General features: G+C 70.8%; 26 protein-coding genes. 5 read left to right on the top strand and 21 right to left on the bottom strand.

Annotated features, from left to right (window positions below; all coding sequences use genetic code 11):
- Positions 1-34 precede the first annotated feature (34 nt).
- Positions 35-427, bottom strand: coding sequence for an SCO5389 family protein (locus ACFXKG_RS26725; protein ID WP_384844066.1), 393 nt, complete (start codon positions 425-427; stop codon positions 35-37).
- Between the two features lie 214 nt (positions 428-641).
- Between ACFXKG_RS26725 and nucS the strand changes: the two genes are divergently transcribed.
- Complete coding sequence (gene nucS, locus ACFXKG_RS26720; protein WP_384844063.1) at positions 642-1,313, top strand: endonuclease NucS; 672 nt, start codon at positions 642-644, stop codon at positions 1,311-1,313.
- A 148-nt stretch (positions 1,314-1,461) separates the two neighbouring features.
- On the opposite strand, the gene ACFXKG_RS26715 is transcribed toward nucS, so the two are convergent.
- The 3 genes from ACFXKG_RS26715 to ACFXKG_RS26705 all read right to left on the bottom strand — a co-directional run bounded on the left by ACFXKG_RS26715 (position 1,462) and on the right by ACFXKG_RS26705 (position 5,966).
- Complete coding sequence (locus ACFXKG_RS26715) at positions 1,462-4,338, bottom strand: ATP-binding protein (RefSeq protein ID WP_384844060.1); 2,877 nt, start codon at positions 4,336-4,338, stop codon at positions 1,462-1,464.
- Between the two features lie 249 nt (positions 4,339-4,587).
- On the bottom strand, positions 4,588-4,911 hold the full coding sequence (locus ACFXKG_RS26710) for an STAS domain-containing protein (RefSeq protein WP_066956508.1): 324 nt from the start codon (positions 4,909-4,911) through the stop codon (positions 4,588-4,590).
- A 206-nt stretch (positions 4,912-5,117) separates the two neighbouring features.
- Positions 5,118-5,966 (bottom strand): 3-hydroxyacyl-CoA dehydrogenase family protein, encoded by an 849-nt coding sequence (locus tag ACFXKG_RS26705; RefSeq protein ID WP_384844057.1) that lies wholly within the window; start codon positions 5,964-5,966, stop codon positions 5,118-5,120.
- Positions 5,967-6,269: 303 nt separating this feature from the next.
- Here ACFXKG_RS26705 and ACFXKG_RS26700 point away from each other — a divergent pair, with 303 nt between their 5' ends.
- Complete coding sequence (locus tag ACFXKG_RS26700; protein ID WP_384844054.1) at positions 6,270-6,842, top strand: cob(I)yrinic acid a,c-diamide adenosyltransferase; 573 nt, start codon at positions 6,270-6,272, stop codon at positions 6,840-6,842.
- A 12-nt stretch (positions 6,843-6,854) separates the two neighbouring features.
- On the opposite strand, the gene ACFXKG_RS26695 is transcribed toward ACFXKG_RS26700, so the two are convergent.
- Entirely contained in the window at positions 6,855-7,442 is a 588-nt protein-coding gene (locus ACFXKG_RS26695) for a hypothetical protein (RefSeq protein WP_384844051.1), read from the bottom strand.
- Positions 7,443-7,608: 166 nt separating this feature from the next.
- Here ACFXKG_RS26695 and ACFXKG_RS26690 point away from each other — a divergent pair, with 166 nt between their 5' ends.
- From ACFXKG_RS26690 to ACFXKG_RS26680, 3 genes are all read left to right on the top strand, one after another.
- The gene (locus tag ACFXKG_RS26690; RefSeq protein WP_384844048.1) at positions 7,609-8,919 is read left to right on the top strand and encodes a sensor histidine kinase; all 1,311 of its coding nucleotides are present in this window, start codon (positions 7,609-7,611) and stop codon (positions 8,917-8,919) included.
- Positions 8,916-9,566 carry a response regulator gene (locus ACFXKG_RS26685; RefSeq protein ID WP_384844045.1) on the top strand — a complete coding sequence of 217 codons (651 nt, stop codon included), beginning with the start codon at positions 8,916-8,918 and terminating at the stop codon, positions 9,564-9,566. The genes ACFXKG_RS26690 and ACFXKG_RS26685 overlap by 4 nt, the downstream gene beginning before the upstream one ends.
- A 156-nt stretch (positions 9,567-9,722) precedes the next feature.
- Positions 9,723-11,609, top strand: coding sequence for a glycosyl hydrolase family 18 protein (locus ACFXKG_RS26680; RefSeq protein ID WP_384844042.1), 1,887 nt, complete (start codon positions 9,723-9,725; stop codon positions 11,607-11,609).
- 134 nt (positions 11,610-11,743) lie between these two features.
- Here the strand turns inward: ACFXKG_RS26680 and ACFXKG_RS26675 are convergent, their stop codons facing one another.
- From ACFXKG_RS26675 to prfA, 16 genes are all read right to left on the bottom strand, one after another.
- Positions 11,744-12,190: a DUF2550 domain-containing protein gene (locus ACFXKG_RS26675; RefSeq protein ID WP_365811397.1), complete on the bottom strand. Its 447-nt coding sequence runs from the start codon at positions 12,188-12,190 to the stop codon at positions 11,744-11,746.
- 142 nt (positions 12,191-12,332) lie between these two features.
- Complete coding sequence (locus ACFXKG_RS26670) at positions 12,333-12,707, bottom strand: F0F1 ATP synthase subunit epsilon (RefSeq protein ID WP_382892810.1); 375 nt, start codon at positions 12,705-12,707, stop codon at positions 12,333-12,335.
- A gap of 121 nt (positions 12,708-12,828) precedes the next feature.
- Positions 12,829-14,283 carry a F0F1 ATP synthase subunit beta gene (gene atpD / locus ACFXKG_RS26665; RefSeq protein ID WP_384844038.1) on the bottom strand — a complete coding sequence of 485 codons (1,455 nt, stop codon included), beginning with the start codon at positions 14,281-14,283 and terminating at the stop codon, positions 12,829-12,831.
- Complete coding sequence (locus ACFXKG_RS26660) at positions 14,283-15,215, bottom strand: F0F1 ATP synthase subunit gamma (RefSeq protein ID WP_365811391.1); 933 nt, start codon at positions 15,213-15,215, stop codon at positions 14,283-14,285. Before ACFXKG_RS26660 ends, atpD begins: the two co-directional genes overlap by 1 nt.
- 20 nt (positions 15,216-15,235) lie before the next feature.
- Positions 15,236-16,831: a F0F1 ATP synthase subunit alpha gene (gene atpA / locus ACFXKG_RS26655; RefSeq protein ID WP_365811389.1), complete on the bottom strand. Its 1,596-nt coding sequence runs from the start codon at positions 16,829-16,831 to the stop codon at positions 15,236-15,238.
- Between the two features lie 157 nt (positions 16,832-16,988).
- Positions 16,989-17,804, bottom strand: a complete 816-nt coding sequence (locus ACFXKG_RS26650) for a F0F1 ATP synthase subunit delta (RefSeq protein ID WP_384844261.1) — start codon at positions 17,802-17,804, stop codon at positions 16,989-16,991.
- A 2-nt stretch (positions 17,805-17,806) separates the two neighbouring features.
- Positions 17,807-18,361: a F0F1 ATP synthase subunit B gene (locus ACFXKG_RS26645; RefSeq protein ID WP_384844034.1), complete on the bottom strand. Its 555-nt coding sequence runs from the start codon at positions 18,359-18,361 to the stop codon at positions 17,807-17,809.
- A gap of 42 nt (positions 18,362-18,403) precedes the next feature.
- Complete coding sequence (gene atpE, locus ACFXKG_RS26640) at positions 18,404-18,637, bottom strand: ATP synthase F0 subunit C (protein ID WP_329829493.1); 234 nt, start codon at positions 18,635-18,637, stop codon at positions 18,404-18,406.
- A gap of 76 nt (positions 18,638-18,713) precedes the next feature.
- Positions 18,714-19,535, bottom strand: a complete 822-nt coding sequence (atpB, locus tag ACFXKG_RS26635; RefSeq protein WP_384844031.1) for a F0F1 ATP synthase subunit A — start codon at positions 19,533-19,535, stop codon at positions 18,714-18,716.
- A 225-nt stretch (positions 19,536-19,760) separates the two neighbouring features.
- Positions 19,761-20,198: a hypothetical protein gene (locus tag ACFXKG_RS26630; protein WP_365811384.1), complete on the bottom strand. Its 438-nt coding sequence runs from the start codon at positions 20,196-20,198 to the stop codon at positions 19,761-19,763.
- Between the two features lie 274 nt (positions 20,199-20,472).
- Positions 20,473-21,855, bottom strand: coding sequence for an MraY family glycosyltransferase (locus ACFXKG_RS26625; protein WP_384844028.1), 1,383 nt, complete (start codon positions 21,853-21,855; stop codon positions 20,473-20,475).
- A 145-nt stretch (positions 21,856-22,000) separates the two neighbouring features.
- Entirely contained in the window at positions 22,001-23,215 is a 1,215-nt protein-coding gene (gene glyA / locus ACFXKG_RS26620; protein ID WP_384844258.1) for a serine hydroxymethyltransferase, read from the bottom strand.
- Positions 23,216-23,472: 257 nt separating this feature from the next.
- A complete protein-coding gene (locus ACFXKG_RS26615) occupies positions 23,473-24,123 on the bottom strand; it encodes a protein-tyrosine-phosphatase (RefSeq protein ID WP_384844025.1) in 651 nt (216 codons plus the stop codon).
- Entirely contained in the window at positions 24,120-24,767 is a 648-nt protein-coding gene (locus ACFXKG_RS26610) for an L-threonylcarbamoyladenylate synthase (protein WP_365811377.1), read from the bottom strand. Before ACFXKG_RS26610 ends, ACFXKG_RS26615 begins: the two co-directional genes overlap by 4 nt.
- Before the next feature lie 117 nt (positions 24,768-24,884).
- A complete protein-coding gene (gene prmC / locus ACFXKG_RS26605) occupies positions 24,885-25,769 on the bottom strand; it encodes a peptide chain release factor N(5)-glutamine methyltransferase (RefSeq protein WP_365811375.1) in 885 nt (294 codons plus the stop codon).
- Between the two features lie 55 nt (positions 25,770-25,824).
- Positions 25,825-26,904 carry a peptide chain release factor 1 gene (prfA, locus tag ACFXKG_RS26600; RefSeq protein WP_384844020.1) on the bottom strand — a complete coding sequence of 360 codons (1,080 nt, stop codon included), beginning with the start codon at positions 26,902-26,904 and terminating at the stop codon, positions 25,825-25,827.
- Positions 26,905-26,908 lie beyond the last annotated feature (4 nt).

Below are 26,908 nucleotides of genomic sequence, written 5' to 3'. Positions count from 1 at the left end.
CTCACCCACGGCGCGGGAGCGGCAGCCGAAACCGTCAGCAGTCCCGGAGTTCAGGGGACTGGTTGAGCAACTGCGCCCTCACGGAGGTGAAGAGGGCGAGCCGCTCGTCGACCGAGGGGTCCAACGGGAACACCGCGACGCGGTGGCAGTTCTGGAACGCGAGCCGCACTCCGAAGTGACGCTGGAGCGCACCGCGAATGGCATCACTCGCGAGCGCGCGCAGCAGTTGACCACGTGCCTGCTCGTCCGGCGGAGGCGTCTGGTTGTCGGCGAACTGTCCACCGTCCACCTTCAGCTGAGCCACCAGAGAACTGATCATCTCCCAGGCGTAGGGCAGGGAGGTCCGGACGCAGTCGACGAATTCCGATTCGTCGACCTCGCCTCGCTCGGCCTGATCCAACAGTGCCGGTGAGACGTCGAGCGACATGGGTTCTCCTCTCGCGACCCCGCGGGGCACGGGGCCTTACGGGCAGGGAAGGAGGCGACGACGACGCAGCGTGCACGACCGGCGACCTCCCGCATCCACGTTAGGCGCGCCGGGGGGACGGCACCAGGAGAACGGGACCACAACCGGCCAATAACGAACGGGGGCTTCCAGGGCGAATCGCGCGCGGCGGCGGCAGTCGAGTAGCGTTCCGACCATGCGTCTCGTCATTGCCCGCTGCTCCGTCGACTACGCGGGCCGGCTCACCGCCCACCTGCCCTCCGCCCCCCGTCTCATCCTGGTCAAGGCGGACGGCAGTGTGTCCATCCACGCCGACGACCGGGCGTACAAACCGCTCAACTGGATGTCTCCGCCCTGTACGTTGAAGGAGGGTACGGACGAGGACACCGGCGTCTGGACCGTCATCAACAAAGCGGGCGAGAAATTGATCATCACGATGGAGGAAGTCCTCCACGACTCGTCCCATGAGCTGGGCGTCGACCCCGGTCTCATCAAGGACGGCGTGGAAGCACACCTCCAGGAACTGCTCGCCGACCGCATCGAGACGCTCGGCGAGGGATACAGCCTCATCCGCCGCGAGTACCCGACGGCGATCGGCCCCGTGGACATCCTCTGCCGTGACGCCGACGGCGCCACCGTGGCGGTGGAGATCAAGCGGCGCGGCGAGATCGACGGGGTGGAGCAGCTCACCCGTTATCTGGAACTGCTGAACCGCGACCCGCATCTGGCGCCGGTGAAGGGTGTGTTCGCGGCGCAGGAGATCAAGCCACAGGCGCGGGTGCTGGCGACGGACCGGGGCATCGGCTGCGTGGTGCTGGACTACAACGGTATGCGGGGCATCGAGGACGACAAGCTGCGCCTGTTCTGAGCCGCCCGGCCGGCTCGTACGTACGGACCGGCTCGCACCAACTCGTACGGCGGGACGCCCGGCCGGGCGCGCACACCGCGCCCGGCCGGGCCTCCCGCCGTTGTGCCGTAGCGGCGTATCAACGCCTCAGCGCCAGGCCCTCACTCCGTCACGCGACGACGCTCGGCTCGGCGGTCCTCTCCTCGCTCAGGCTCGGGACCGGGCCGCTCACCGTGGTCTGCGGGGCCGACGGCGGGGGCGCCGTGTCCGAGTCCGGCGGCTCGTCGGTGGGCTCGCCCGTCGGCGGGGTGGTGGGCGTCGAGGGGGACGGGGCCTCCGAGGACTCGCTGGGCGTGTCCGACGGCTCGCCGGAGGGATCGGCCGGCTCCTCCGAGGTGGACGGGGAGCCGCCGGGGGACGAGCTGGTGTCGTCGGACGGGGTGCCCGAGGGCGAGGACGAGTCGGAGGGCGACGCGCTGTCCGTGGGGCCCGTCGGGCTCGGGGACTCGGGTCCGGCCGGGACGCCACCGGGGTTACGGGTCGAGGTGTCGACCGGCTGCTCGGCGGGCCGGCCGTCGTCGCCGTTGCTGTCGTCCGGTTCCGTGGACTGTTCCGTACGGACCTTGTCCGGCGGCGCGTCGTCGCCGCCGGAGGTCGCGCCGAGGGTCACCACCGTGCCCAGCACGGCCGCGAGTACGGCGCCCGCGCCCGCGGCGACCAGGTTACGGCGGGCACCGCCCAGCGCCGGGCGGCGGCCGGAGCCGCCCGCCCCGGACCTGGCGGCATGGGCCGGGCGGAGACCCGGGCCGGGCGGCAGGACGGGGGTGTCGCGCCGGGTCACCAGCGTCATGTTCTCGCCGGAACCGGTTCCGGAGCCGGACGCGAAGGCGGAGACCGCGCCGGCACCGGACGCCGGGCCGGTCCCCGAGGCGGCGCCCGGCCCGGAACCGTGGCCGGCGGCCGGTCCCGTCCCCGGGTGCGCGGGCTTCGACAGCCCCGGCAGCTCGGGAAGTCCGGCCGCCCGCGCCGCCGACTCCTCGTGCCGTACGGGCGGGACGGGCACGGCCGGCTTCGCCCCCGACAGCGCGGCCTCGCGGTCGGTGACCAGGGCCAGCGCCCTGCGCCCCGCGACCGTGCCGATCTTGTCGGCGAGGGCGCCGCGCATCCCGATCGACGCCTCCAGCTCGGCGCGGGCCCGGTCCAGGCTGCCGACGCAGAGCGCGAGCACGCCCAACTCGTGGTGGAAGTACGCCTCTTCCGCGACCTCTCCGGCCATCCTGGCGGCCTCGGAGCCGGCCCGCAGCGCCCGTTCCCAGGCGCCCCAGTGCAGCCCCGCGAGGAACGCGGGCGCCGCGCTGCGGGCCAGCAGGACCGCGGCGCTGGGGTGGCCCGCCTCCGTGCCGGGCACCAGCGGGCCCATCGCGGCGAGAATGGCGTCCGCCTCGGCGGCGGCGCGCTCGGGGGTGACCGAGGGGTGCCCCGCCCACCAGGCGTAGTGCTGGGCGGCGGTGAGGGCGTGGGCCACGGCGTCGTCGCCGTACCCCTGCGCCTCCAGCTGCGCGGCGACTCCGGGCGCGAGCCGGTAGCGGCCGCCGACCGGGGTGAGCAGCCCGCAGCTCATCAGCTCGCCGAGGGCGGCGTCCGCGTGGGTGTCGCCCACCAGCGCGGGCAGGTGCGCCTGGTGCGGGACCTCACCGCCGAGCGCGACCGCGAAGCGCAGTGTGGCGCGCGCGGACTCGCTCAGCCGGGCGGCGAGCGGGGCGGCGGGCGCGGCCCCCTCACCGAGGGTCGGCAGCGGGACGTCGTAACCACCGGGGACGGCCGGCCCGGCGGGCGGCGCGCTCTCGGCGCCCGGGGCGCCGGAGGTGCGCTCCGGCGTGCGCTCGAAGGGGCGCACGAAGGGCTCGAACTCGTCGACAGCGTCGGCTCCGGCGCGTACCTGGTCGCGCTGACGCAGCAGCGCGCCGGCCTGGACGAAGCGCAGCGGCAGCCCCTCGGACTCGAACCAGAGGTCACCCGCCCAGTTCGCCTCCTCGTCGGTGAGGGGCCGTTCGACGACATGCTCCAGGAGTTCCAGCGAGGAGCCGCGACCCAGACCACCGAGGACGACCTCTTCGAGGCGCGCGTCCGGCGAGGGCACGGCGGTCTCGGGGGTGGCGGCGCACAGGTAGGCGCACTCCGGGGTGGCGGCGAGGAGTTCGTCCAGCGCCTCGCCGCCCAGTTCCAGGTCGTCGAGGACCACGATCGCGCCGATGTCCCCGACGCGTGCGAGGAGTTCGGCACGGTCGGGGCGGACGAGCGGCGAGCGGTGGACGGCCGCGTACAGCTCGTACAGCAGCTCGGTGGCGGTGCGCCGGTATCCGGAGAGCCGTACGACGCCGTCGGGCGCGAGCTCCGCGCACTCCGCGCCCACCGCCTCGATCAGCGCGGTGCGCCCGGAGCCGGCGGGCCCGGTGAGCCGTACGGAACGGCCGCGTCCCAGCAGTTCCGCCAGCCTCGCGCGCTCCTCGCGCCGCTCCAGCAGCGGGAGTGCGGGTGCGGCGGGCCCCGGTGGTACGGGTGGCCGGCCGGCCCGCTGGACGTCGGCGCGCTCCTCGGCGGTGCGCCGGGCGGGGGCGGTGTGTTCCCGTCCCGGCGGGCGGAGTTCGATCTCGCTGCCGTCGACGGGGTTGACCGTCAGGAGGAGGTCGCCCGAGACCAGCTGGACCGTACGGACGGGCTGCGCCGGGGTGATGGGGCCCGCGCCCTTGATGTGGGCGACGGCCGGGGGCGCGCCGGCCGCCGGGGCCGGGGAGACGCCGGGCGTGATCTCCAGGCGGGGCGGGCGCGGCGGCTCGGCCGCCGCGCCGCCGGTCCTGGCGGATTCGCCCTCGTGCACGCTCACCACGGCGCGTTCGGCGCCGTACCGCCCGCCACCGGACAGGGGATCACCGGGCGCGCTGTCACCACGCGGGGTGTCGTTCCGCGCGCCGTCGCCGCGCCCGTCGTCGTCACGCGCGATGTCGCGCCGGCCGTGCTCCTCCGGCCCCCGGTGTATCGGGTCCATCGGGTCCATGGTGAAAAGCCCCCCAGATCATGGCGTGCCGTCGCCCCCGGCCTCACACGCCCATCTGCTGCTTCTGGTCCGGTGCCTGCTCTGTAGGGTCCGTCGATCCGCTGTCGCCCGACCCTAAACCTCCGCCCAGTATCTACGAACAGCCGGGGTGGCACCGTGTTCTGGACATCACGGTCTCGTGAGGATTGTGCGTGGGGTGGTCGCGCGTCCCGCCGGGGACCCGGCCGGTGTGGGGCCGGGTCAGACCCGAGGGAGCGATTCTGCGGCGATGCCGCCCTCGATGGCGAGGATGCGGTGCAGTCGGGTGGCCACCAGCAGACGCTGCATCTGCGGCGGGACACCCCTCAGCACAAGCCTCCGGCCACACCGCCCGGCGCGTCGGTGGGCTCCCATGATGACGCCGAGTCCGGTGGCGTCCCAGGAGTCCAGTTCGGTCAGGTCCAGCACCAGGTCGCCGGCTCCGTCGTCGACGGCCGAGTGCAGGACCGTACGGGCGTCCGCCGCGCTGCGTACGTCGAGGCGGCCCCCGACGACCAGCTCGGCGTGGTCGCCCCTGATGTGCATATGCTCTCCCCGAGGATGCTTCCGTGCTCCGGTCGGTATCTGTCTGTTCTGCTCTGGTCTGGTCTTGTCCGGTCTGATCTTGTCCGGTCTGACTTGCGGTTCTGTTCAGGTCTTCCAACAACTGACTGCGGGACGGCCCGAGAAGTTGCCGTTCGTTGGCGAACCGATACCGAATTCACCCCGTGGGGTGAGGGAAACGGCGGACCTCAGTGCTTGTAGAAGCCCTGCCCGCTCTTCCGGCCGATGTCACCGGCGTCCACCATCCGGCGCATCAGCTCCGGCGGTGCGAACTTCTCGTCCTGCGTCTCGGCGTAGATGTTGCCCGCCGCGTGGAGCAGGATGTCGATCCCGGTCAGGTCGGCGGTGGCGAGCGGGCCCATGGCGTGGCCGAAGCCCAGCCTGCACGCGGTGTCGATGTCCTCGGCGGACGCGACGCCCGACTCGTAGAGCTCCACGGCCTCCATGACGAGCGCGGAGATGAGCCGGGTGGTCACGAACCCCGCCACGTCACGGTTGACGACGACACAGGTCTTGCCGACCGACTCGGCGAACTCCCGCGCGGTGGCGAGGGTTTCGTCGCTGGTCTTGTAGCCGCGTACCAGCTCGCACAGGCGCATCATCGGCACCGGCGAGAAGAAGTGCGTACCGACGACGCGCTCCGGGCGCCCGGTGACCGCCGCGATCTTGGTGATCGGGATGGCCGAGGTGTTGGAGGCGAGGACGGCGTCCTCCCGTACGAGCTTGTCGAGCGCCCGGAAGATCTCGTGCTTGACGTCGAGCTGTTCGAAGACGGCCTCGACCACGATGTCCGCGTCGGCCACGGCGTCCAGATCGGTCGTCACGGTGATCCGCGCGAGCGCCGCGTCGGCGTCGGCCTCCTCCAGCTTGCCCTTGGCGACGAACTTGCCGTACGAGGCCCGTATGCCGGCCACGCCCTTGGCCAGGGCCCCATCGGTCACATCACGCAGGACGACGTCCCAGCCCGCCTGGGCCGAGACCTGCGCGATGCCGGACCCCATGAGTCCGGCTCCGACGACGGCGAGCTTCCTGGCCACAACGCACCCCACGTTTCCCGTTCGGCATCTGTTCAGCTTTAGCGCGTATTTACTTACGCTGTCCCTGCCGGAGGTTAGCGGTCACGGAGCGCCGTGTAACGGCGAAGAGATGCGCGTCACGTCTCACATGACGGACATCACACCGACGCGCCCCGTCCGCGCACACCGCCCTCACACTTCCGCCCGGCGTGCGCCCCCATCACGCGGCGCGCGCGGCGTACTTGAGCGCCGCCTCCCCGAGGAAGGCCGACGCCCGCGCCGGGCCGCCGCCCGCCGGGGCCGGTGGCTGATTAGGCTGGCCGAATGGTCAAACTGACGCGCATCTACACCCGTACCGGCGACCAGGGCACGACGGCGCTCGGCGACATGAGCCGTACCGCGAAGACCGATCCGCGGATCGCCGCGTACGCCGACGCCAACGAGGCCAACGCCGCCATCGGCACCGCGATCGCCCTGGGGCAGCTCCCGGAGGAGGTCGTGAAGGTCCTGGTCCGCGTCCAGAACGACCTCTTCGACGTGGGGGCCGACCTCTCGACGCCCGTGGTGGAGGCGCCGGAGTTCCCGCCGCTGCGGGTCGAGCAGGCGTACATCGACAAGCTGGAGGCGGACTGCGACCACTTCCTGGCGGGCCTGGACAAGCTCCGCAGCTTCATCCTCCCCGGCGGCACCCCCGGCGCGGCGCTGCTCCACCAGGCCTGCACCGTGGTGCGACGGGCCGAGCGCTCGACGTGGACGGCGATGGAGGCGCACGGCGAGGTGATGAACCCGCTGGCGGCGACGTATCTGAACCGCCTCTCCGACCTCCTGTTCATCCTGGCCCGCGTGGCCAACAAGGAGCTGGGGGACGTGCTCTGGGTGCCGGGCGGCGAACGCTGACGCACCCGCGGCTCAGCGTTTCGTCAACCGCTCGGGGCGCTCCGCCCGGGCCGGGTCGCCGGAGTCCGCCGGGGGCTTCTTCGGCCAGAGCGCGTACGTCAGGGCGATCACCCCGTGGATCCCGGCCGCCCGCAGCGCGGTGCCCTGCCAGGCGGTCAGGGACCCGGTGTCGTTCGCGTCGCCCACGTACGCGATCGCGAGCTGGAGCAGCCCGATCGCGATCGCGGCGGCGAGCAGCGTACGGAGCCACAGCGTGGCCTCGTGACGGGCGCGTGCCGCGCCGTACCGCGGGGGCTTCGGCGGGCGCGGGGCGCCCGCGAGACGGTGCGCGGCATGGCCGTCGAGCCATGTCACCGTGTAGTGGCCGTAGGCGACGGTGTAGCCGATGTAGAGCGCCGCGAGACCGTGTTTCCAGTCCGGTTCCGCGCCGTTCCTCAGGTCGACGGCCGTGACGACGAGCAGGACGACCTCCAGCAGCGGCTCCAGCAGCAGGACCGCCGCGCCCAGACGCCTCATCCCCGCCAGGTAGCGCAGCGCGAGCCCGCCGGCCAGCAGCACCCAGAAGCCGACCTCGCAGATGACGATCAGCGTGACGATCACGGTTGACCTCCCCTTTCCCTCGTTCTCCCCAGCCTCCCGGCGCCATCCGCGCCCCGCGTCGTCGGCGGTGACGAGAGGGAACTGCATCCTTCGGTGTACGTCGAGGGAGCGCGGGCTCCGCCGGAGTGTGGAGGCCGGGGCGCGGCGGGCCGTGTTGGATGGAGGGGTGATCGCCTCCCCGCCCCGGCTCCGCTCCCCCGGGCGCCGCGCGCCGCGTCTCCCGCGACCGCACCGCGACGACGTGCTGATCGCCGCGGCCGGGCTGTGCGGCGGGCTGGTCCTGTGGGGCATCGGGCTGGACACGAAGGCGGTGGGGCTGCTGCCTGGGGCGTGGGTGCTGGTGCCGCTGGTCGTGACGGCCGGCCTGGAGCTGCTGCGCAGGACCGCGCCGCGGGTGGCGCTGATCGCGGGGACGGTCGCCCTGGTCGCGGACCAGTTCACGGCGGGCAGCATCGCGACGGTGCTGATGTTCACGGACATCATCTACGCGGCCGTGGTGTACGGAACCCCGGCCGCCGCCCGCCGTATCCCCCGTACCACCGTGTTCGTCACGGTGGCGATGACCGTCGGGTTCACCGCCTGGCTCCAGACGGTGGAGTCCCTGCTGATCGGTGTGGCCACCGCACTGGTCGCTTTCGCCCCCGCCTCCACCGGCGCCCTCGTACGCAACCATCGCGAGGCCGCCGAGACGGCCCGGCTCCGGGCGGAGCAGACGGCGCTGCTGGCGGAGATCGACCGGACGCAGGCGGTGACCGCGGAGCGCTCGCGGATGGCGCGTGAGCTGCACGACATGGTCGCCAACCATCTCTCGGCGATCGCGATCCACTCGACCGCCGCGCTCTCCCTCGACGACGCGCGCACCAGCCGGGACGCGCTCGCCGTCATCCGGGAGAACAGCGTGGCGGGGCTCGCCGAGATGCGGCGGCTGATCGGGCTGCTGCGGGAGGGCGACGGGGAGCGGGAGCCGGCCGCCGCGCCGGCCCTGGACGCGCTGGACGCCCTGCTGGAGCAGGCCCGTACCAACGGCGCCCCCAGCGGGCTCCGCTTCACACTGACCGACCGGCGCGACGCCGGGCGGCAGGACGGAGCGGGCGCGGAGGCGGCGGGCGTGGGAGGCACCGGGTCCGGGGGCGCGCTGCCGGCACCGGTCGAGCTGGCCGCGTACCGCATCGTCCAGGAGTCGCTGACCAACGCGCTGAAGCACGCGGCGCCCGGGACCGTCGCCGTCGAACTGGGGCGCACGGGCCGCACCCTGGACGTACGGGTCACCAGCCCGTTCGGCGACCGGCCGGGGCCGCGCGCCCCGGGGTCCGGCGCCGGCCTGGTGGGGATGCGCGAGCGGGTCGCCCTGCTGGACGGGGTCTTCGAGGCGGGCCCGGTCACCACCGGGGACGGGGCGGACAAGGTCTGGGTGGTACGGGCGGAACTGCCCGTCGCACCGGCCCGGCGGGCCGGGGAAGGGAACACGACACGATGACGATCCGGGTTCTGGTCGCGGAGGACCAGTCGGCGGTACGGGCGGGGCTGGTGCTGATCCTGCGCAGCGCACCCGACATCGAGGTGGTCGGGGAGGCCGCGGACGGCGAGCGGGCGGTCGCGCTCGCCCGTGAGCTCCGCCCCGACCTGGTGCTGATGGATGTGCAGATGCCGCGCCTCGACGGGGTGTCGGCGACCCGGCGGGTGGTCGCGGAGGGGCTGGCCGACGTCCTCGTGCTGACCACGTTCGACCTGGACGAGTATGTCTTCGGGGCGCTGCGCGCGGGCGCCTCCGGCTTTCTGCTGAAGAACGCCGAGGCGGGTGAACTGCTCACCGCCGTACGGACGGTGGCGCGCGGCGAGGGGCTGATCGCGCCCGCGGTCACCCGGCGGCTGATCGCGGAGTTCGCGGCGCCCCGGCCGGTGCGGGCGCCCGGCGGGCCCGATCCCGCGATCCTGGACGTGCTGACGCGCCGTGAGCGCGAGGTGCTCTCCCGGCTGGGTGAAGGGCTGTCGAACGCGGAGATCGCACGGCGGCTCGACATGGCGGAGGCCACGGTGAAGACCCATGTGAGCCGGGTCCTCGGCAAGCTGGAGCTGCGCAGCCGGGTCCAGGCGGCCGTGCTCGCCCAGGAGTTGGGCGTCTGAGGAACCCCGGCAGGCGGATGCGCCGGGACCTCGGCTTTGGTCTGGACCTATTGACGAGTGGTCCAGACCTTCTTACTCTCACCGCACACACCGCGGTGAGCCCCGCGGTGTGAGCCCGTCCGGTACGTACTCCGGTTCTCACCCCAGGAGCGCGCCTTGAACACCCGACTCATCCGCCATCCCCACAGATCCAGAGACAGAGACCGGGGCAGAGACAGAGGCAGACGCGGTTCCCGCAGCGTCGCCGCCCTGACCGCCCTGCTGCTCCCCCTCGCGGCCCTGGTCGGTCTGGCCACCCCGGCCCAGGCCGCCACCTCCGCCACCGCCACGTACACCAAGGTCTCCGACTGGGGCACCGGCTTCGAGGGCAAGTGGACGGTGAAGAACACCGGAACCACCGCCCTCAGCTCGTGGACGGTCGAGTGGGACTTCCCCTCCGGCACCGCCGTCACCTCCGGCTGGGACGCCGACATCACCGGCTCCGGCAACCACTGGACCGCGAAGAACAAGTCCTGGAACGGGACGCTCGCGGCCGGCGCCTCGATCAGCTTCGGTTTCAACGGCTCCGGCGCCGGCTCCCCCACCGGCTGCAAGCTCAACGGCGCCTCCTGCGACGGCGGCCCCAGCGTGCCGGGCGACAACCCGCCCTCCGCCCCGGGCACCCCGACCGCGAGCGACATCACCAACACCTCGGTCAAGCTGAGCTGGAGCGCGGCCACCGACGACAAGGGCATCAAGAACTACGACGTGCTGCGCGGCGGCTCGAAGGTCGCCACCGTCACCGGCACGACGTACACGGACACCGGACTGAGCGCGGGCACGGACTACTCGTACACCGTCCAGGCGCGCGACACCGCCGACCAGACGGGCCCGGTCAGCGGCGCCCGCGCGGTCCGTACGACGGGCTCCACCGACCCGGGCAACCCGGGCGCCAAGGTCAAGCTCGGCTACTTCACCGAGTGGGGCGTCTACGACCGGAACTACCACGTCAAGAACCTGGTGACGTCGGGGTCGGCGAGCAAGATCACGCACATCAACTACTCGTTCGGCAACGTCACCGGCGGCAAGTGCGTCATGGGTGACAGCTACGCCGCGACCGACAAGGCGTACACCGCCGACCAGTCCGTCGACGGCGTCGCCGACACGTGGGACCAGCCGCTGCGCGGCAACTTCAACCAGCTGCGCAAGCTCAAGGCCAAGAACCCGAACATCAAGGTCCTCTGGTCCTTCGGCGGCTGGACCTGGTCCGGCGGCTTCGGCCAGGCCATGCAGAACCCGGCCGCCTTCGCGCAGTCCTGTTACGACCTGGTGGAGGACCCGCGCTGGGCCGACGTGTTCGACGGCATCGACCTGGACTGGGAGTACCCGAACGGGTGCGGCCTGTCCTGCGACACCAGCGGTCCGGCCGTCTTCAAGAACATGATGCAGGCGATGCGCGCCAAGTTCGGCGCGAACAACCTGGTCACCGCCGCCGTCACGGCGGACGCCTCGGCCGGCGGAAAGATCGACAAGGTCGACTACGCGGGCGCGGCCCAGTACATGGACTGGTTCAACGTCATGACGTACGACTTCTTCGGCGCCTTCTCCGCGCAGGGCCCGACGGCCCCGCACTCCCCGCTCACCTCGTACCCGGGCATCCCGCAGGCGGGCTTCAACTCCGCCGAGGCGATCGCCAAGTTCAAGGCGCAGGGCGTGCCGGCCAAGAAGCTGCTGCTCGGCATCGGCTTCTACGGACGCGGCTGGACCGGGGTCACCCAGGCCGCCCCCGGCGGCACCGCGACCGGACCGGCACCCGGCAGGTACGAGGCGGGCATCGAGGACTACAAGGTGCTCAAGACCAGCTGCCCGGCCAACGGCACGGTCGGCGGCACGGCGTACGCGTACTGCGGCACGAACTGGTGGAGCTACGACACCCCGGCGACGATCCGGTCCAAGATGACCTGGGCCAACCAGCAGAGCCTGGGCGGCGCGTTCTTCTGGGACTTCACCGGGGACACGGCCGACGGTGAACTGGTGACGGCGATCAACAGCGGACTCGGCTGACCGCTCGCTCGCACATCCGACTCACACGGATGACCACGTACCACAGGGGCGGTGCCGCGCACGCGGTGCCGCCCCTCTCCCGCGCCCATGGAGCGACGTCCGCTCAGGCGCCTTCCGCTCAGGCGATGTCTTGCTCAGGCGACGTTCACACGCTGTCCCGGCGGCGCCGCCTCCAGCCAGGCCAGAAAGCCCGTGAGCGCGTCGTCACTCATCGCCAGCTCCAGCTTGACGCCGTCGTGCGTACAGCCCAGGATCACCGCGTCGGAGAGGAGCGCCAGCTCCTCCTCGCCCTCGGGGGCGCGGCGGGCCAGCACCTCGATGGCGGAGCGCTCCAGCGTACGGCGGGGGCGCGGGGCGTACGAGAAGACCCGGAACCAGTTGATGCGGTCGCTGTTGTAGCGGGCCACCCCGTACACCCAGCCCTTGCCGGAGAGATCCGGCTCCTCGGGGACGTTCCACCGCAGACTGCAGTCGAAGGTGCCACCGGAACGCTGGATCAGCCGTCGGCGCAGCCCGAAGACGAAGAGCCCCACCGCAACCAGTACGACGACCAGTCCGCAGACAAGCAGAGCGAGGACCATCAACACCGACCTCCTCGCCTCATCCAGTTACCGGAACAGGAACCGCATACCGCTGTACCGCACCCGCATCGCCTCAGCCGCGACCCGGTCCGGAGTGGTCCGGAGCGAGCCGCGGCTGAGGGTGAATCCGTTGCGACGACCCTTAATGGGCCGCCACCGCACGCAGCCGGACGGCGGCGCGACGCTCGGCGGCGTCGTCCTCGCCCGACTTGGCACGCTCCAGCGCCAGCTCCGCGCGCTGGGTGTCGATCTCGTCCGCCAGCTCGGCGATCTCCGCGAGCAGCGACAGCTTGTTGTCGGCGAACGACAGGAAACCGCCGTGGACAGCCGCCACGACCGTTCCGCCGTCACTCGTACGAATGGTCACCGGGCCCGACTCCAGCACACCGAGCAGCGGCTGGTGACCGGGCATGACGCCGATGTCGCCGGAGGTGGTACGCGCGACGACCAGCGTGGCCTCGCCGGACCAGACCTGCCGGTCCGCGGCGACCAGCTCGACATGCAGCTCAGCAGCCATGGGTGGCTCCTCGGGTCACCACCCGGCCGTATCGCCGGGTGTTGGCTTCAATTCTATGGGGTGTCGATGAGGGCATCGGAGGGGGGCGGGACGAACCCGCCCCCCTCCCTGAACCGGAGGCTCAGGAAACGCCGAGTTCCTTGGCCTTGGCCTTCAGGTCGTCCAGGCCACCGCACATGAAGAACGCCTGCTCGGGGAAGTGGTCGTACTCCCCTTCGCAGATCGCGTTGAACGCGGCGATCGACTCGTCGAGCGGCACGTCGGAACCGTCCAGGCCGGTGAACTGCTTGGCGGCGTGGGTGTTCTGCGACAGGAAGCGCTCGACGCGACGGGCACGGTGGACAACGAGCTTGTCCTCCTCGCCCAGCTCGTCGATACCGAGGATCGCGATGATGTCCTGGAGGTCCTTGTTCTTCTGCAGGATCCCCTTGACGCGGCTGGCCGCGTCGTAGTGCTCCTGCGAGATGTACCGCGGGTCCAGGATGCGGGACGTCGAATCCAGCGGGTCCACCGCCGGGTAGATGCCCTTCTCCGAGATCGGACGCGACAGCACGGTCGTCGCGTCGAGGTGCGCGAAGGTCGTGGCCGGGGCCGGGTCGGTCAGGTCGTCCGCGGGCACGTAGATCGCCTGCATCGAGGTGATCGAGTGACCACGGGTCGACGTGATGCGCTCCTGGAGCACACCCATCTCGTCCGCCAGGGTCGGCTGGTACCCCACCGCGGACGGCATACGGCCGAGCAGCGTGGAGACCTCGGAACCGGCCTGGGTGAAGCGGAAGATGTTGTCGATGAAGAGCAGCACGTCCTGCTTCTGCACATCGCGGAAGTACTCCGCCATGGTCAGCGCGGAGAGCGCCACCCGCAGACGCGTGCCCGGCGGCTCGTCCATCTGGCCGAAGACCAGCGCGGTCTTGTCCAGCACGCCGGACTCGGTCATCTCGTCGATGAGGTCGTTGCCCTCACGCGTGCGCTCACCGACACCGGCGAACACGGAGACACCGTCGTGCAGCTTGGCCACACGCATGATCATTTCCTGGATGAGGACCGTCTTGCCGACGCCCGCACCACCGAACAGACCGATCTTGCCGCCCTTGACGTACGGGGTCAGCAGGTCGACGACCTTCAGGCCGGTCTCGAACATCTCGGTCTTGGACTCGAGCTGGTCGAAGGCCGGGGCCTTGCGGTGGATCGGCCAGCGCTCGGTGACCTGCGCCTCGCCCTCCGGGTCGTTCAGGATCTCACCGAGGGTGTTGAACACCTTGCCCTTGGTGATGTCACCGACGGGCACGGTGATGCCGTTGCCCGTGTCGGTCACCGGGGCCTGGCGGACCAGACCGTCGGTGGGCTGCATCGAGACCGCGCGGACCAGGCCCTCGCCCAGGTGCTGCGCGACTTCGAGGGTCAGCGTCTTGAGCTTGCCGTCCTCGGCCGGGTCGGCCACCTCGACGTGCAGCGCGTTGTAGATCTCCGGCATCGCGTCGACGGGGAACTCCACGTCGACGACCGGGCCGATGACCCGGGACACGCGGCCTGCGGCCGTGCTCCCCGGGGTGGCCGCCTCAACTGTGGTCGTCATTAATTTTCACTCCCCGCGGTCGCGTCGGCCAGGGCGCTCGCGCCACCGACGATCTCGCTGATTTCCTGGGTGATTTCGGCCTGGCGGGCCGCGTTGGCAAGCCGGGAGAGGCTCTTGATGAGATCCCCGGCGTTGTCGGTCGCCGACTTCATCGCGCGGCGGGTGGCAGCGTGCTTGGAAGCAGCGGCCTGGAGCAGCGCGTTGTAGATACGGCTCTCGACGTAGCGCGGCAGCAGGGCGTCGAGGACGTCCTCCGCCGACGGCTCGAAGTCGAACAGCGGCAGGACCTCGGCCCCCCGCTTGAGGACCTCGGCGGACTCCTCCGCGGTGCTCGGGGTGAGCGCCAGCGGAAGCAGCCGGTTCTCGATCGGGGTCTGCGTCATCATCGAGATGAACTCGGTGAAGACGATGTGGATCTCGTCCACCCCGCCGTGCGTCGTGTCCTTGGTGATCGCCTCGATGAGCGGGGCGGCCACCGCCTTCGCGTCGGCGTAGGTGGGGTTGTCCGTGAAGCCCGTCCACGAGTCCGCGACCGGACGCTCACGGAAGCCGTAGTACGCGACTCCCTTGCGACCCACGATGTAGGTCTCGACGTCCTTGCGCTCATTGATGAGCCGGCTCGTCAGACGCTCGGCCGCCTTGATCGCGTTCGAGGAGTAGCCGCCGGCCAGACCGCGGTCGCTCGTGATGAGCAGGACCGCGGCCCGGGTCGGACGCTCGACCTCGGTCGTCAGGGGGTGCTTGGTCGTGGAGCCGGTCGCCACCGCCGTCACCGCGCGGGTGAGCTCGGTCGCGTACGGCGTCGATGCCGCCACCTGGCGCTGCGCCTTGACGATGCGCGAGGCGGCGATCATCTCCATCGCCTTGGTGATCTTCTTGGTCGCGGTGACGGATTTGATGCGACGCTTGTAGACCCGGAGCTGGGCTCCCATGAGTCAGGTCCCTTCCGTCGTCACTTGGAGGCGTTGACGGCCGGCGCGTCGTCCCCGAGGAGCTGCCCGTCCGACGTCTCGAACTGCCGCTTGAAGGCGGCGATGGCGTCCCCGACGGACTGCAGCGTGTCGTCGGACATCTTGCCGCCCTCGGCGATGCTGGTCAGCAGCTCCTTGCGCTCACGGCGCAGGTGCTCCAGCAGCTCGCTCTCGAAGCGGCGGATGTCCTCGACCGGTACGTCGTCCATCCGACCGGTGGTGCCGGCCCAGACGGAGACGACCTGCTCCTCCATCGGGTACGGCGCGTACTGGGGCTGCTTCAGCAGCTCGACCATGCGCTTGCCACGCTCCAGCGACGCCTTCGAGGCCGCGTCCAGGTCGGAACCGAAGGACGCGAACGCCTCCAGCTCGCGGTACTGGGCGAGGTCCACGCGGAGCCGGCCGGAGACCTGCTTCATGGCCTTGTGCTGGGCGGAGCCACCGACACGGGAGACCGAGATACCGACGTTCAGCGCGGGCCGCTGGCCGGCGTTGAAGAGGTCGGACTCCAGGAAGCACTGGCCGTCGGTGATGGAGATGACGTTGGTCGGGATGAACGCGGAGACGTCGTTGGCCTTCGTCTCGACGATCGGCAGACCCGTCATCGAACCGGCGCCCAGCTCGTCGGAGAGCTTGGCGCAGCGCTCCAGCAGACGCGAGTGCAGGTAGAAGACGTCGCCCGGGTACGCCTCACGGCCCGGCGGGCGGCGCAGCAGCAGGGAGACGGCGCGGTAGGCGTCGGCCTGCTTCGAGAGGTCGTCGAAGATGATGAGGACGTGCTTGCCCTCGTACATCCAGTGCTGGCCGATGGCCGAACCGGTGTACGGCGCCAGGTACTTGAAGCCGGCCGGGTCGGACGCGGGGGCGGCGACGATGGTCGTGTACTCCAGCGCGCCGGCCTCCTCCAGCGCACCGCGTACGGACGCGATGGTGGAGCCCTTCTGGCCGATGGCGACGTAGATGCAGCGGACCTGCTTCTTCGTGTCGCCGGAGCGCCAGTTGTCACGCTGGTTGATGATCGTGTCGACGGCCAGGGCGGTCTTGCCCGTCTGGCGGTCGCCGATGATGAGCTGGCGCTGGCCGCGGCCGATCGGCACCATGGCGTCGACGGCCTTGTAGCCGGTCTGCATGGGCTCGTGGACCGACTTGCGGACCATGACGCCGGGGGCCTGCAGTTCGAGGGCGCGGCGGCCCTCGGTCGCGATCTCGCCGAGGCCGTCGATCGGGTTGCCGAGGGGGTCGACGACGCGACCGAGGTATCCCTCGCCGACCGCTACGGAGAGGACCTCGCCGGTACGCGTGACCGGCTGCCCCTCCTCGATACCGCTGAACTCACCGAGGACGATCGCACCGATCTCGCGCTCCTCAAGGTTGAGGGCGAGACCGAGGGTGCCGTCCTCGAACTTCAGCAGCTCGTTCGCCATGGCCGAGGGAAGTCCCTCGACCTTGGCGATACCGTCGCCGGCCACGCTGACCGTACCGACCTCCTCGCGCGAGGCCGCGTCCGGCTTGTACGACTGGACAAAGTTCTCCAGCGCGTCCCGGATCTCCTCCGGCCGGATCGTGAGCTCCGCCATCTGGGTTCCCTGCTCTCCTTGTTGGGCCCGAAGTTTCTTGGGGGTCTGCGTTCTTGCCTCTGGGGGCGACCCCCAGGAATCTTCTGCAATTCTCTGCACGGCCCAACCGGGCCGCTGTCCTGCTCTGTAGCTCTGTAGCTCTGAAAACCTGCCGGCGTCAGCCGGCCAGCCGCCGGGTCGCCTCGTCGAGACGCTCCGCGACCGTGCCGTTGACGACCTCGTCACCGACGCGTACCGACACCCCGCCGAGGACCTCGGGGTCCACGTCGAGGTTCAGGTGCATCGGGTGGCCGTACAGCTTGGCCAGGGCCGCGCCGAGGCGCTGCTTCTGTCCTTCGGTGAGCGGTACCGCCGAGGTGACGACCGCGACCATCCGGTCCCGGCGCGCCGCGGCGAGCCGGGAGAGGGTCTGGAGACCCGCTTCCAGGCTACGTCCCCGGGGCAGCGTCACAAGACGCACTACCAGGCGTTCCGTGGCCGGATTGGCCCGGCCGCCGAGCAGGCTGCCCAGCAGCCCGGTCTTGGCGGTGGCCGTCGCCGCCTGGTCGGTGAGCGCGGATCGCAGCGCGGGGCTGGACTCGACGATCCGGCCGAACCGGAACAGCTCGTCCTCGACATCGTCCAGACCGCCGGCCCGCTGGGCGCCGGTCAGCTCGGCGACGGAGGCCAGCTCCTCGATCGAGTCGACCAGGTCGCGCGGCTGTGACCAGCGGCTGCGGACCATGCCGGTGACCAGGTCGGCGGTGGAACCGCCCACCTGCCCGCGCAGCAGCGAGCCGGCCAGCTCGGCCTTGGACTCGCCGGTCCGCGCCGGGTCGGTCAGGACCCGGCGCAGCGACACCTCACGGTGGAGCAGCGCCGTGACCGCGGCCAGCTCGTCCGCGAGCTTCACGACGTCGACCGACGTGGAGTCGGTCAGCGCGTCGAGACGCTCACGTGCGGCGGACTGCGCCTCGCGGCTCGCCCCGCGCACCGTCATCGGGTGGCCTCGGCCTTCGAAGCGCCGTCCTCGAGCTCGTCGAGGAAGCGGTCGATGGTGCGGCTCTGCCGGGCGGAGTCCTCAAGGGACTCGCCGACGAGCTTGCCGGCCAGGTCGGTGGCGAGCTTGCCCACGTCCTGACGGAGCGCGCTGGCCGCGGCCTTGCGGTCCGCCTCGATCTGGGCGTGCCCGGCGGCGATGATCTCTTCCCGCTGCCGCTGCCCTTCCGCCTTCATCTCCTGGATGATGGCGGTGCCCTGCTCGGTCGCCTCCTGGCGGAGCCGGGCGGCCTCGTGCCGGGCTTCGGCGAGCTGGGCCTTGTACTGCTCCAGGACGCTCTGGGCCTCGGTCTTGGCGGCCTCCGCCTGCTCGATCCCGCCCTCGATGGCCTCGCGGCGCTCGTCCAGAACCTTGTTGATGTTCGGGAGGAGCTTCTTGGCGAGGAAGCCGAGGACGATGACAAAGGCGATCAGGCCGATGACAAGCTCGGGGATCGGCGGGATGAGCGGGTTTTCCGCTCCCTCCGCCGCGAGCTGAACCATGGGGTTCACATCAGTGCCTTTCGTCTAAAAGCTGGTGGTCGCGGTTTCGTCTTACGGGTAGACGAAGGGCATGACCAGACCGATGAGGGCCAGCGCCTCACAGAAGGCGAAGCCGAGGATCTGGTTGGCGCGGATCAGACCGGCAGCCTCGGGCTGACGGGCCAGGGCCTGCGTACCGTTACCGAAGATGATGCCGACGCCGACGCCGGGGCCGATGGCGGCAAGTCCGTAACCGACGGAGCTGAGGGAGCCGGTGACGGCGGCAAGGGTCTCAGTGGCAGCCATGCTGATTCTTCCTTCTCTTTCACGGACCGGTGGGGGTTGGCCACCGGACGTCTGCGGGATCTGAAGTAGTGGGCGTTCAGTGGCTCTCGGCGAGCGCGCCCTGGATGAAGCTGCACGTCAGGAGGACGAACACATAGGCCTGAACAGCCTGGATGAACAGCTCGAAGGCGGTCATCACGATGACCATCACGAACGAGACACCGGCGTAGGCGATGCCGATCCCGTTCAGCAGGTACCAACTGGCGATCGTGAAGAGCAGCAGCAGCGTGTGGCCCGCGAACATGTTGGCGAACAGTCGCACCGCGTGGGTGAACGGCCGGACGAGCAGGTTCGAGAAGAGCTCGATGGGCATCGACAGGGCCAGGACCGGGCCGAGCGACTTGTCGTAGCCGGTGAAGTTCTTGAAGGCGCCGACGAAGCCGTGCCGCTTGAAGGTCAGCGAGACCCACGTGACATAGACGATGGCGGCCAGGCCGACCGGATACGCGATGATCGATGTCACCGGGAACTGGGCGACCGGGATGACCGACCAGAGGTTCATCATCCAGACGAAGAAGAACAGCGAGACGACGAGCGGAACGTACTTCTCGCCTTCCTTCTTGCCGATCGTCTCGTAGACGACGCCGCGCCGGATGAAGTCGTAGCCGGCCTCACCGATCATCTGGAGCTTGCCGGGCACCACCTTGGGCTTGCCGAAGGCGGCCCAGAAGAAACCCACGATGATGATCGAGCCGAGCAGCGCCAGCAGCATCGTCTTGTTGAAGTACACGTTGCTGTCCGCGTTGCCGAAGATCGGCTCGAACAGGAACGAGTGCAGGCCGGGTGCCGGAAAGCCACAACCGTCGAAGATGTGGCAGTCGGTCTCGAAGGCGAGCACCTGCGTCGGGTCAGCACTCACCGCGGGCTCCTTCAGCATGGCGCATAGGTACGGCAACCTCGTTGTGTCGGCGCGGCGCGCGGCCGCGGTTCGGCACTGGACTGGTGTGACGGATGTGGGAACGGCGGTCGGGCGTTGAGCCTCGCGTAGGAACAGGCGTCAGCTCGGATGCCCGCGCCCGCAATGCCGCAGTTGGCACCGGACGATAGCAGTTTCCCGAACGGGCACTTATCCCGGCCCTACCCCTCACGCCGAGGACCCTGACTTCTCGGCCTTTCCGGCCGTCGAGGACTCGGGTTCGACGTAGAGGATCTTGGCCTTCATGTGGGCACGCGCCTGTGCGGCGATCCAGACGAGGGTCGCCACGACGAGCGTGAAGGCGAACGCCTTCGGTTCGAACAGTGTCGTGTTCTTGAACAGGCCGACAAAGATGACCAGCAACAGGAGCTGAGCCGTGTAGAGCATCAGACCCATCGCCTGGAAAAGGTGCGGAAGTGACTTGGCCGTGCGTTCGAGCACCACGAGCCCGATACCCATGAAAACGATCACCACCAGTGTGCCGACCGCGGCTCCCAGCGCCCCCTTGCCGCCCGCGACCACACCACTGACGGCCGCGGCGATGACGCCGACGGCAGCGGTGGGCACGGCGGTGTGAAGGAGGTTCCGGACGTCGTTGGACGGCATGGCGGCAGCTCCGCTGAATGGGTGGGGCAGGTGGTGTCGTCACAGACGAGCGTAGGCCCGGTCCGAGAGAGAGTTTCTCGGGCCAACGGACCGTCGCACTACGGTCCTTCGGCTCTGTCGCCGGGTCTCGTGAACAGTATCACAAACTATTTGATGAGGTCTTTACCATGGTGGTGTGCGGACCGTCACACATGAGAGTGAGCCCGCGCGTGTGTGCAGGACAACGGGTCACCTTGTCTGGTATTGGGTCCCGGCGGGGGAAATGAGGGGCAGCTCACTGCCGCGAGCCGGCCTTCCTGCGATCGGGTAGACGCGAACGAGCGCCGATGGCGGTCGCCCCGTTGACGCCGGCCGGAACGGGCGTGCGAACTTCAGCGGGCGGCTCGTGCTCGTGTGCGTGGGCACAGGCGGCTCCGACCGCCGCACCGTCCGCGCCCCCCTCCGCGCCTTCCAGGGCCTCGGGCGCCTCCACGGCCGCCGCCGTACGCCTGCGGCGCCGGTAGCGCGGCGGTACGTACGCCTGCGCCCACAGCGGCGCCCGCGGGGTGAAGCGCGGCAGCAGCAGCAGGACCAGGCCCACCGCGCTCAGCGCCACCACGACCAGCAGGATCCACATCGACGCCGAGTGCACCGAGTACGCGACCACACCGAACGCGATCAGCGCCGACCAGAAGTACATGATCAGCACCGACCTGCTGTGCGAGTGGCCGATCTCCAGCAGCCGGTGGTGCAGGTGGCCGCGGTCGGCGGCGAACGGCGACTTGCCGTTCCAGGTGCGGCGTACGACCGCCAGCACCAGGTCGGCGAACGGGATCGCGATGATCGTCAGCGGCAGCAGCAGCGGGATGAAGACCGGCAGCGCCGCGTGGGTGGCCTGGCGGGTGGAGCCCTCGAAGATCTTCAGCGCGTCCGGGTCGACCTGGCCGGTCACCGAGATCGCGCCCGCCGCGAGCACCAGGCCGATCAGCATCGACCCGGAGTCGCCCATGAAGATCCGCGCCGGATGCATGTTGTGCGGCAGGAAGCCCACGCACATGCCGATCAGGATCGCCGCGAAGAGCGTCGCGGGGGCGGCCGCCTCGATGCCGTACCCGTACCAGATCCGGTACGTGTACAGGAAGAACGCCGCGGCGGCGATGCAGACCATGCCGGCCGCGAGACCGTCGAGACCGTCCACGAAGTTGACCGCGTTGATGGTGATCACCACCAGCGCCACGGTCAGCAGGGTGCCCTGCCACGAGGTCAGCGCGACCGTGCCGACACCGGGCACCGGGATCCACAGGATCGTCAGACCCTGCATGACCATCACACCGGCGGCGATCATCTGCGCGCCGAGCTTGATCAGGGCGTCGATCTCGAACTTGTCGTCCAGGACACCGATCAGCCAGATCAGCGCGGCGCCGGAGAGCAGCGCGCGCGGCTCGTTCGACAACTCGAAGACCCCGTTGAGGTTCTGCAGGTTGTCCGCGACGAGCAGTCCGGCGCACAGGCCGAAGAACATGGCGATACCGCCGAGCCTCGGCGTCGGTTCGCGGTGCACGTCGCGGGCGCGGATCTCCGGCATCGCTCCGGTCGCGATGGCGAACTTCCGCACCGGCCCGGTCAGCAAATAGGTCACCGCGGCCGTCACGCAGAGCGTCAGCAGGTAATCACGCACGGGCTGCCCCACAGGAATCGCTGGCCATCTCAGCCCCACACATTAGCCCGCGCCGGACCTCGGGACGGAAATCCGGTCGCCTATGAGCCAGGACACGGAGGGGGAGCGGAACGGTTGCACGAGTTCCCCGTACGGAAAGTTCCATTCAGGAAACGGTCGGATACGGCGGGAAACGGCCCACCAATTCCCTGACCGTGTCACGGAGCGCGCCGCGAGCCGTAGAGGCCCCAGCGGCCCCCTGAGCGTCCTCCCGCACCGCCGAGGCGATGACGGCCCCGGCCCGCCCCATCTCGCCCTCACGCATGCCCTGAGTGGTCACGGCGGCCGTACCCAGCCGTACGCCACGCCCGTCGGCGGACGGCAGCGCGCAGGTGTCCACCACCACACCCGCCGCCGCGAGCCGGCCGCGGGCGGTTCTGCCGTCCACGCCGAGCGGCGCGGGATCGACGGTGAGCAGATGGGTGTCCGTGCCGTCCGTGGTGATCCCGAACCCCTCCTCGGCCAGCGCCTCGGCCAGCGCCCGCGCGTTGGCGACGACCTGGTGCGCGTACGTGGCGTACGCCGGCGTGGCCGCCTCCCCGAAGGCCACCGCCTTCGCGGCGATGGTGTGCATCTGCGCGCCGCCCTGCGTGAACGGGAACACGGCGCGGTCGACGCGCTCCGCGTACTCCGCGCCGCACAGGATCATCCCGCCGCGCGGACCGCGCAGCACCTTGTGCGTCGTCGCGCACACGACGTCCGCGTACGGCACGGGGCTGGGCGCCGCGCCCCCGGCGACCAGCCCGATGGGGTGCGCCGCGTCGGCGATCAGATAGGCGCCCACGTCGTCGGCGATCTCCCTGAAGGCCGCGTAGTCGATATGGCGCGGATAGGAGATCGAGCCGCACACCAGCGCCTTGGGGCGGTGCGTCCGCGCCAGGTGACGCACCTGCGCGTAGTCGATGAGCCCGGTCCGCGCGTCGACCCCGTACCCCACGAAGTCGAACCAGCGTCCCGAGAAGTTGACGGGAGAGCCGTGCGTGAGGTGCCCGCCGTACGGCAGCCCCATGGCGAGGACGGTGTCCCCGGGCCGCAGCAGCGCGGCGTACGCCGCGAGCACGGCGGACGACCCGGAGTGCGGCTGTACGTTGGCGTGCTCGGCCCCGAACAGCGCCCGGGCCCGTTCGACGGCGACCCGCTCGGCGGCGTCCACCAGCTCGCAGCCGCCGTGGTGGCGGGCGCCGGGGTAGCCCTCGGCGTACTTGTTGGCGAGCGGGGAGCCGAGCGCCGCGAGCACGGCGGGCGAGGTGAAGTTCTCGGCGGCGATGAGCTGCAGGCTGTCGGCCTGGCGCCGCGCCTCGCCGAGCATGATCTCCGCCATCTCCGGGTCCTGGCGCCGCACGACCTCCAGCGCCGCCTCCGGCGCGCTCCGGGCCGGGCGGGGGCCCGCGTGCGGCTCCGCGTGGGGTTCGATGACGACCGGCATGACGGGCTCCGGGCCTCGGTGGGGGCGTGACGCCTTCCAATGTAGGCCGCGGGGACCCGGCCCGCCCGGTGGTGCGGGGAGGGGACCCGGCCCGCCCGGTGGTGCGGGGAGGGGGCCCGGCCCGCCCGGTGGCGCGGGACGCGCCGGTGTGGCTACGGCTTCGCGGGTACGCCGGTGAGCGCCGTGACCACCGGGTCGAGGGCCTGGTGGATCTCCTCGCCGATCGAGCGGAAGAACGTGATCGGCGCCCCGTACGGGTCGTACACCTCGTCCGCCTCCGCCGTCGGCGCCAGCAGCCAGCCGCGGAGCGCCGCCGCGGCGCGCACCAGGGCGCGGGCGCGCTCCACGACGCCCTCGTCCAGGGGGTCCGGGAGCGTCGCCGGGTCTATGGCCCGCACCAGGCGGGTGAACTCCTTCAGCGTGAACGTGCGCAGCCCCGCCGAGTGGCCCATCGAGATGACCTGGGCGCGGTGGTCGCGGGTCGCGGTGAGGACCAGGTCCGCGCGGATGACGTGCTCGTCGAGCAGTTCGCGGCCGACGAAACCGGAGGCGTCCGCCCCGAAGTCGGCGAGGACGGCCTCCGCGTTGGCCTCCATGGGGGCGCCCTCGTGCCCCCAGGTGCCCGCGCTCTCCACGATCAGGCCACCGATCAGCCGCTCCCCCAGGCGGGCGCTCAGGGCGTGCCGGTTGAGCCGCTCGGTGATGGGCGAGCGGCACACGTTGCCGGTACTGACGTGGAGGATGCGGAAGGTGGTGCCGGTGGTCGAGGTCTCCGCTATGCCACGCCCCTCAGGGGCGGTCAATTGGCCACCTCGAGGTCGGGTACCACCTTGCGGAGCTCCTCGGCGTCGAGGGCGCCGGCCCGCAGCAGCACCGGGACCTTGCCGGTGACGTCGACGATCGAGGACGGCACGTTCCCCGGCGTCGGGCCGCCGTCGAGGTAGACGGAGACGGAGTCCCCGAGCATCTCCTGGGCCGCGTCGCAGTCCTCGGGGGCCGGGTGTCCCGTGAGGTTGGCGCTGGAGACGGCCATCGGGCCGACCTCGGTGAGCAGTTCGATCGCCACCGGGTGCAGCGGCATCCGGATCGCGACCGTGCCCCGGGTGTCGCCCAGGTCCCACTGGAGGGACGGCTGGTGCTTGGCGACCAGGGTCAGGGCGCCCGGCCAGAACGCGTCGACCAGTTCCCACGCCTGCTCGGAGAAGTCCGTGACGAGGCCGTGCAGGGTGTTCGGGGAGCCGATCAGGACGGGCGTGGGCATGTTGCGGCCCCGGCCCTTGGCCTCCAGCAGGTCGGCGACGGCCTCGGAGCCGAAGGCGTCCGCGCCGATCCCGTACACGGTGTCGGTGGGCAGCACGACCAGCTCACCGCGGCGCACGGCGGACGCGGCCTCCCGCAGCCCCGTGGTGCGGTCGGTCGCGTCGTTGCAGTCGTATCGCCGAGCCATTTTAGGAAGCCTCCTCGTGCGCGAACACGGTCTGGGTCATCGAAGCGGAAGGGTCGTGAGGTACGGAAGGGGCACGAGGCACAGGCGTGGCGTTCGCCGACGCGGTCAACGAGAGGGTCACGGCAGCGCCTTGCGTGCCGTGGCGAAGCGCGGACGCTTGTTCAGGTCCGGGTGGTCCGCGGCGTCCGCCCAGCCGGACTCCTCGCTGAAGATCCACGGGACCTGGCCGCCCTGCGTGTCCGCGTGTTCGACGACGACGAGGCCACCGGGCCGCAGCAGCCGGTGCGCGGTGCGTTCGATGCCGCGGATGGTGTCGAGGCCGTCCTCACCGGAGAAGAGGGCCATCTCCGGGTCGTGATCACGGGCCTCGGGGGCCACGTACTCCCACTCGGTGAGCGGGATGTACGGCGGGTTGGAGATGACCAGGTCGACCTGGCCGTCCAGCTCGGGCAGGGCGCTCAGGGCGTCACCCTGGTGCACCGTGACCCGGGACCCCTCCGCGTTCTTCCGCGTCCAGGTCAGGGCCTCCTCGGACAGCTCCACCGCGTGCACGCGCGAGCGGGGCACCTCCTGCGCCATGGCGAGCGCGATCGCGCCGGAGCCCGAGCACAGGTCGACCACGACGGGCTCGACGACGTCCATCGCCCGTACGGCGTCTATGGCCCAGCCGACGACCGACTCGGTCTCCGGACGGGGCACGAAGACACCGGGGCCCACCTGGAGTTCCAGATAACGGAAGAAGGCGCGTCCGGTGATGTGCTGGAGCGGTTCGCGGGCCTCACGGCGCGCCACGGCCTCCCAGTAGCGGGCGTCGAAGTCCGCGTCCTTGACGCGGTGCAGCTCTCCCCGCTTGACGGCGTGCACGTACGCGGCGAGCTCCTCCGCGTCGAAACGCGGCGAGGGCACGCCCGCGTCGGCCAGCCGCTGGGTGGCCTGGGCCACCTCCGCGAGCAGCAGGCTGCGCCGCTGGGAGTCGCTGGGCCCCCCAGAATGTGGCTGCACGCTGGTTCCTCCGGACTGCGAGTGCGGTCACCGGGGGCGGTGACCGCGGATCCTGTTACTGGGCGGCTGCTAGCTTCGCGGCGGAGTCGGCGTCGACACACGCCTGGATGACCGCGTCCAGGTCCCCGTCGAGCACCTGGTCCAAGTTGTACGCCTTGAAACCGACGCGGTGGTCCGAGATCCGGTTCTCCGGGAAGTTGTACGTACGGATCTTCTCGGACCGGTCGACGGTACGGACCTGGCTGCGCCGGGCGTCCGCCGCGTTCTTCTCCGCCTCCTCCTGGGCCGCGGCGAGCAGCCGCGAGCGCAGGATACGCAGGGCCTGCTCCTTGTTCTGGAGCTGGCTCTTCTCGTTCTGGCAGGAGGCGACGACTCCGGTCGGCAGGTGGGTGATGCGTACGGCGGAGTCGGTGGTGTTGACGGACTGGCCGCCGGGTCCCGAGGAGCGGTAGACGTCGATACGGAGATCGTTGGCGTGGATCTCGACGTCGACCTCCTCGGCCTCGGGCGTGACCAGCACACCGGCGGCCGAGGTGTGGATACGGCCCTGCGACTCGGTGGAGGGCACGCGCTGCACGCGGTGCACGCCGCCCTCGTACTTCAGCCGTGCCCAGACGCCCTGTCCGGGCTCGGTGGCGCCGTTGCCGCCCTTGGTCTTGACGGCGACCTGGACGTCCTTGTAGCCGCCCAGCTCGGACTCGGTGGCGTCGATGATCTCGGTCTTCCAGCCGACGCGCTCCGCGTACCTCAGGTACATGCGCAGCAGGTCGCCGGCGAAGAGGGCGGACTCGTCGCCGCCCGCGCCGGCCTTGACCTCAAGGATGACGTCCTTGTCGTCGCTGGGGTCGCGCGGGACGAGGAGCAGGCGCAGCTTCTCGGTCAGTTCCTCGCGCTGCTTCTCCAGGGCCTTGGCCTCGGCGGCGAAGTCGGGGTCGGCGGCGGCGAACTCGCGGGCCGTGGTGATGTCCTCGCCGGTCTGCTTCCAGGAGCGGTACGTGGCGACGATCGGGGTCAGCTCGGCGTAACGCTTGTTGAGCTTGCGCGCGTTGGCCTGGTCGGCGTGGACCGACGGGTCGGCGAGCTGCTTCTCCAGACCGGCGTGCTCGCCGATCAGTTCCTCGACCGCCTCGAACATTCGG

This window comes from Streptomyces sp. NPDC059255, assembly GCF_042752355.1.
Taxonomy (GTDB): domain Bacteria; phylum Actinomycetota; class Actinomycetes; order Streptomycetales; family Streptomycetaceae; genus Streptomyces.
This window is presented reverse-complemented; position numbering and strand designations above follow the sequence as displayed.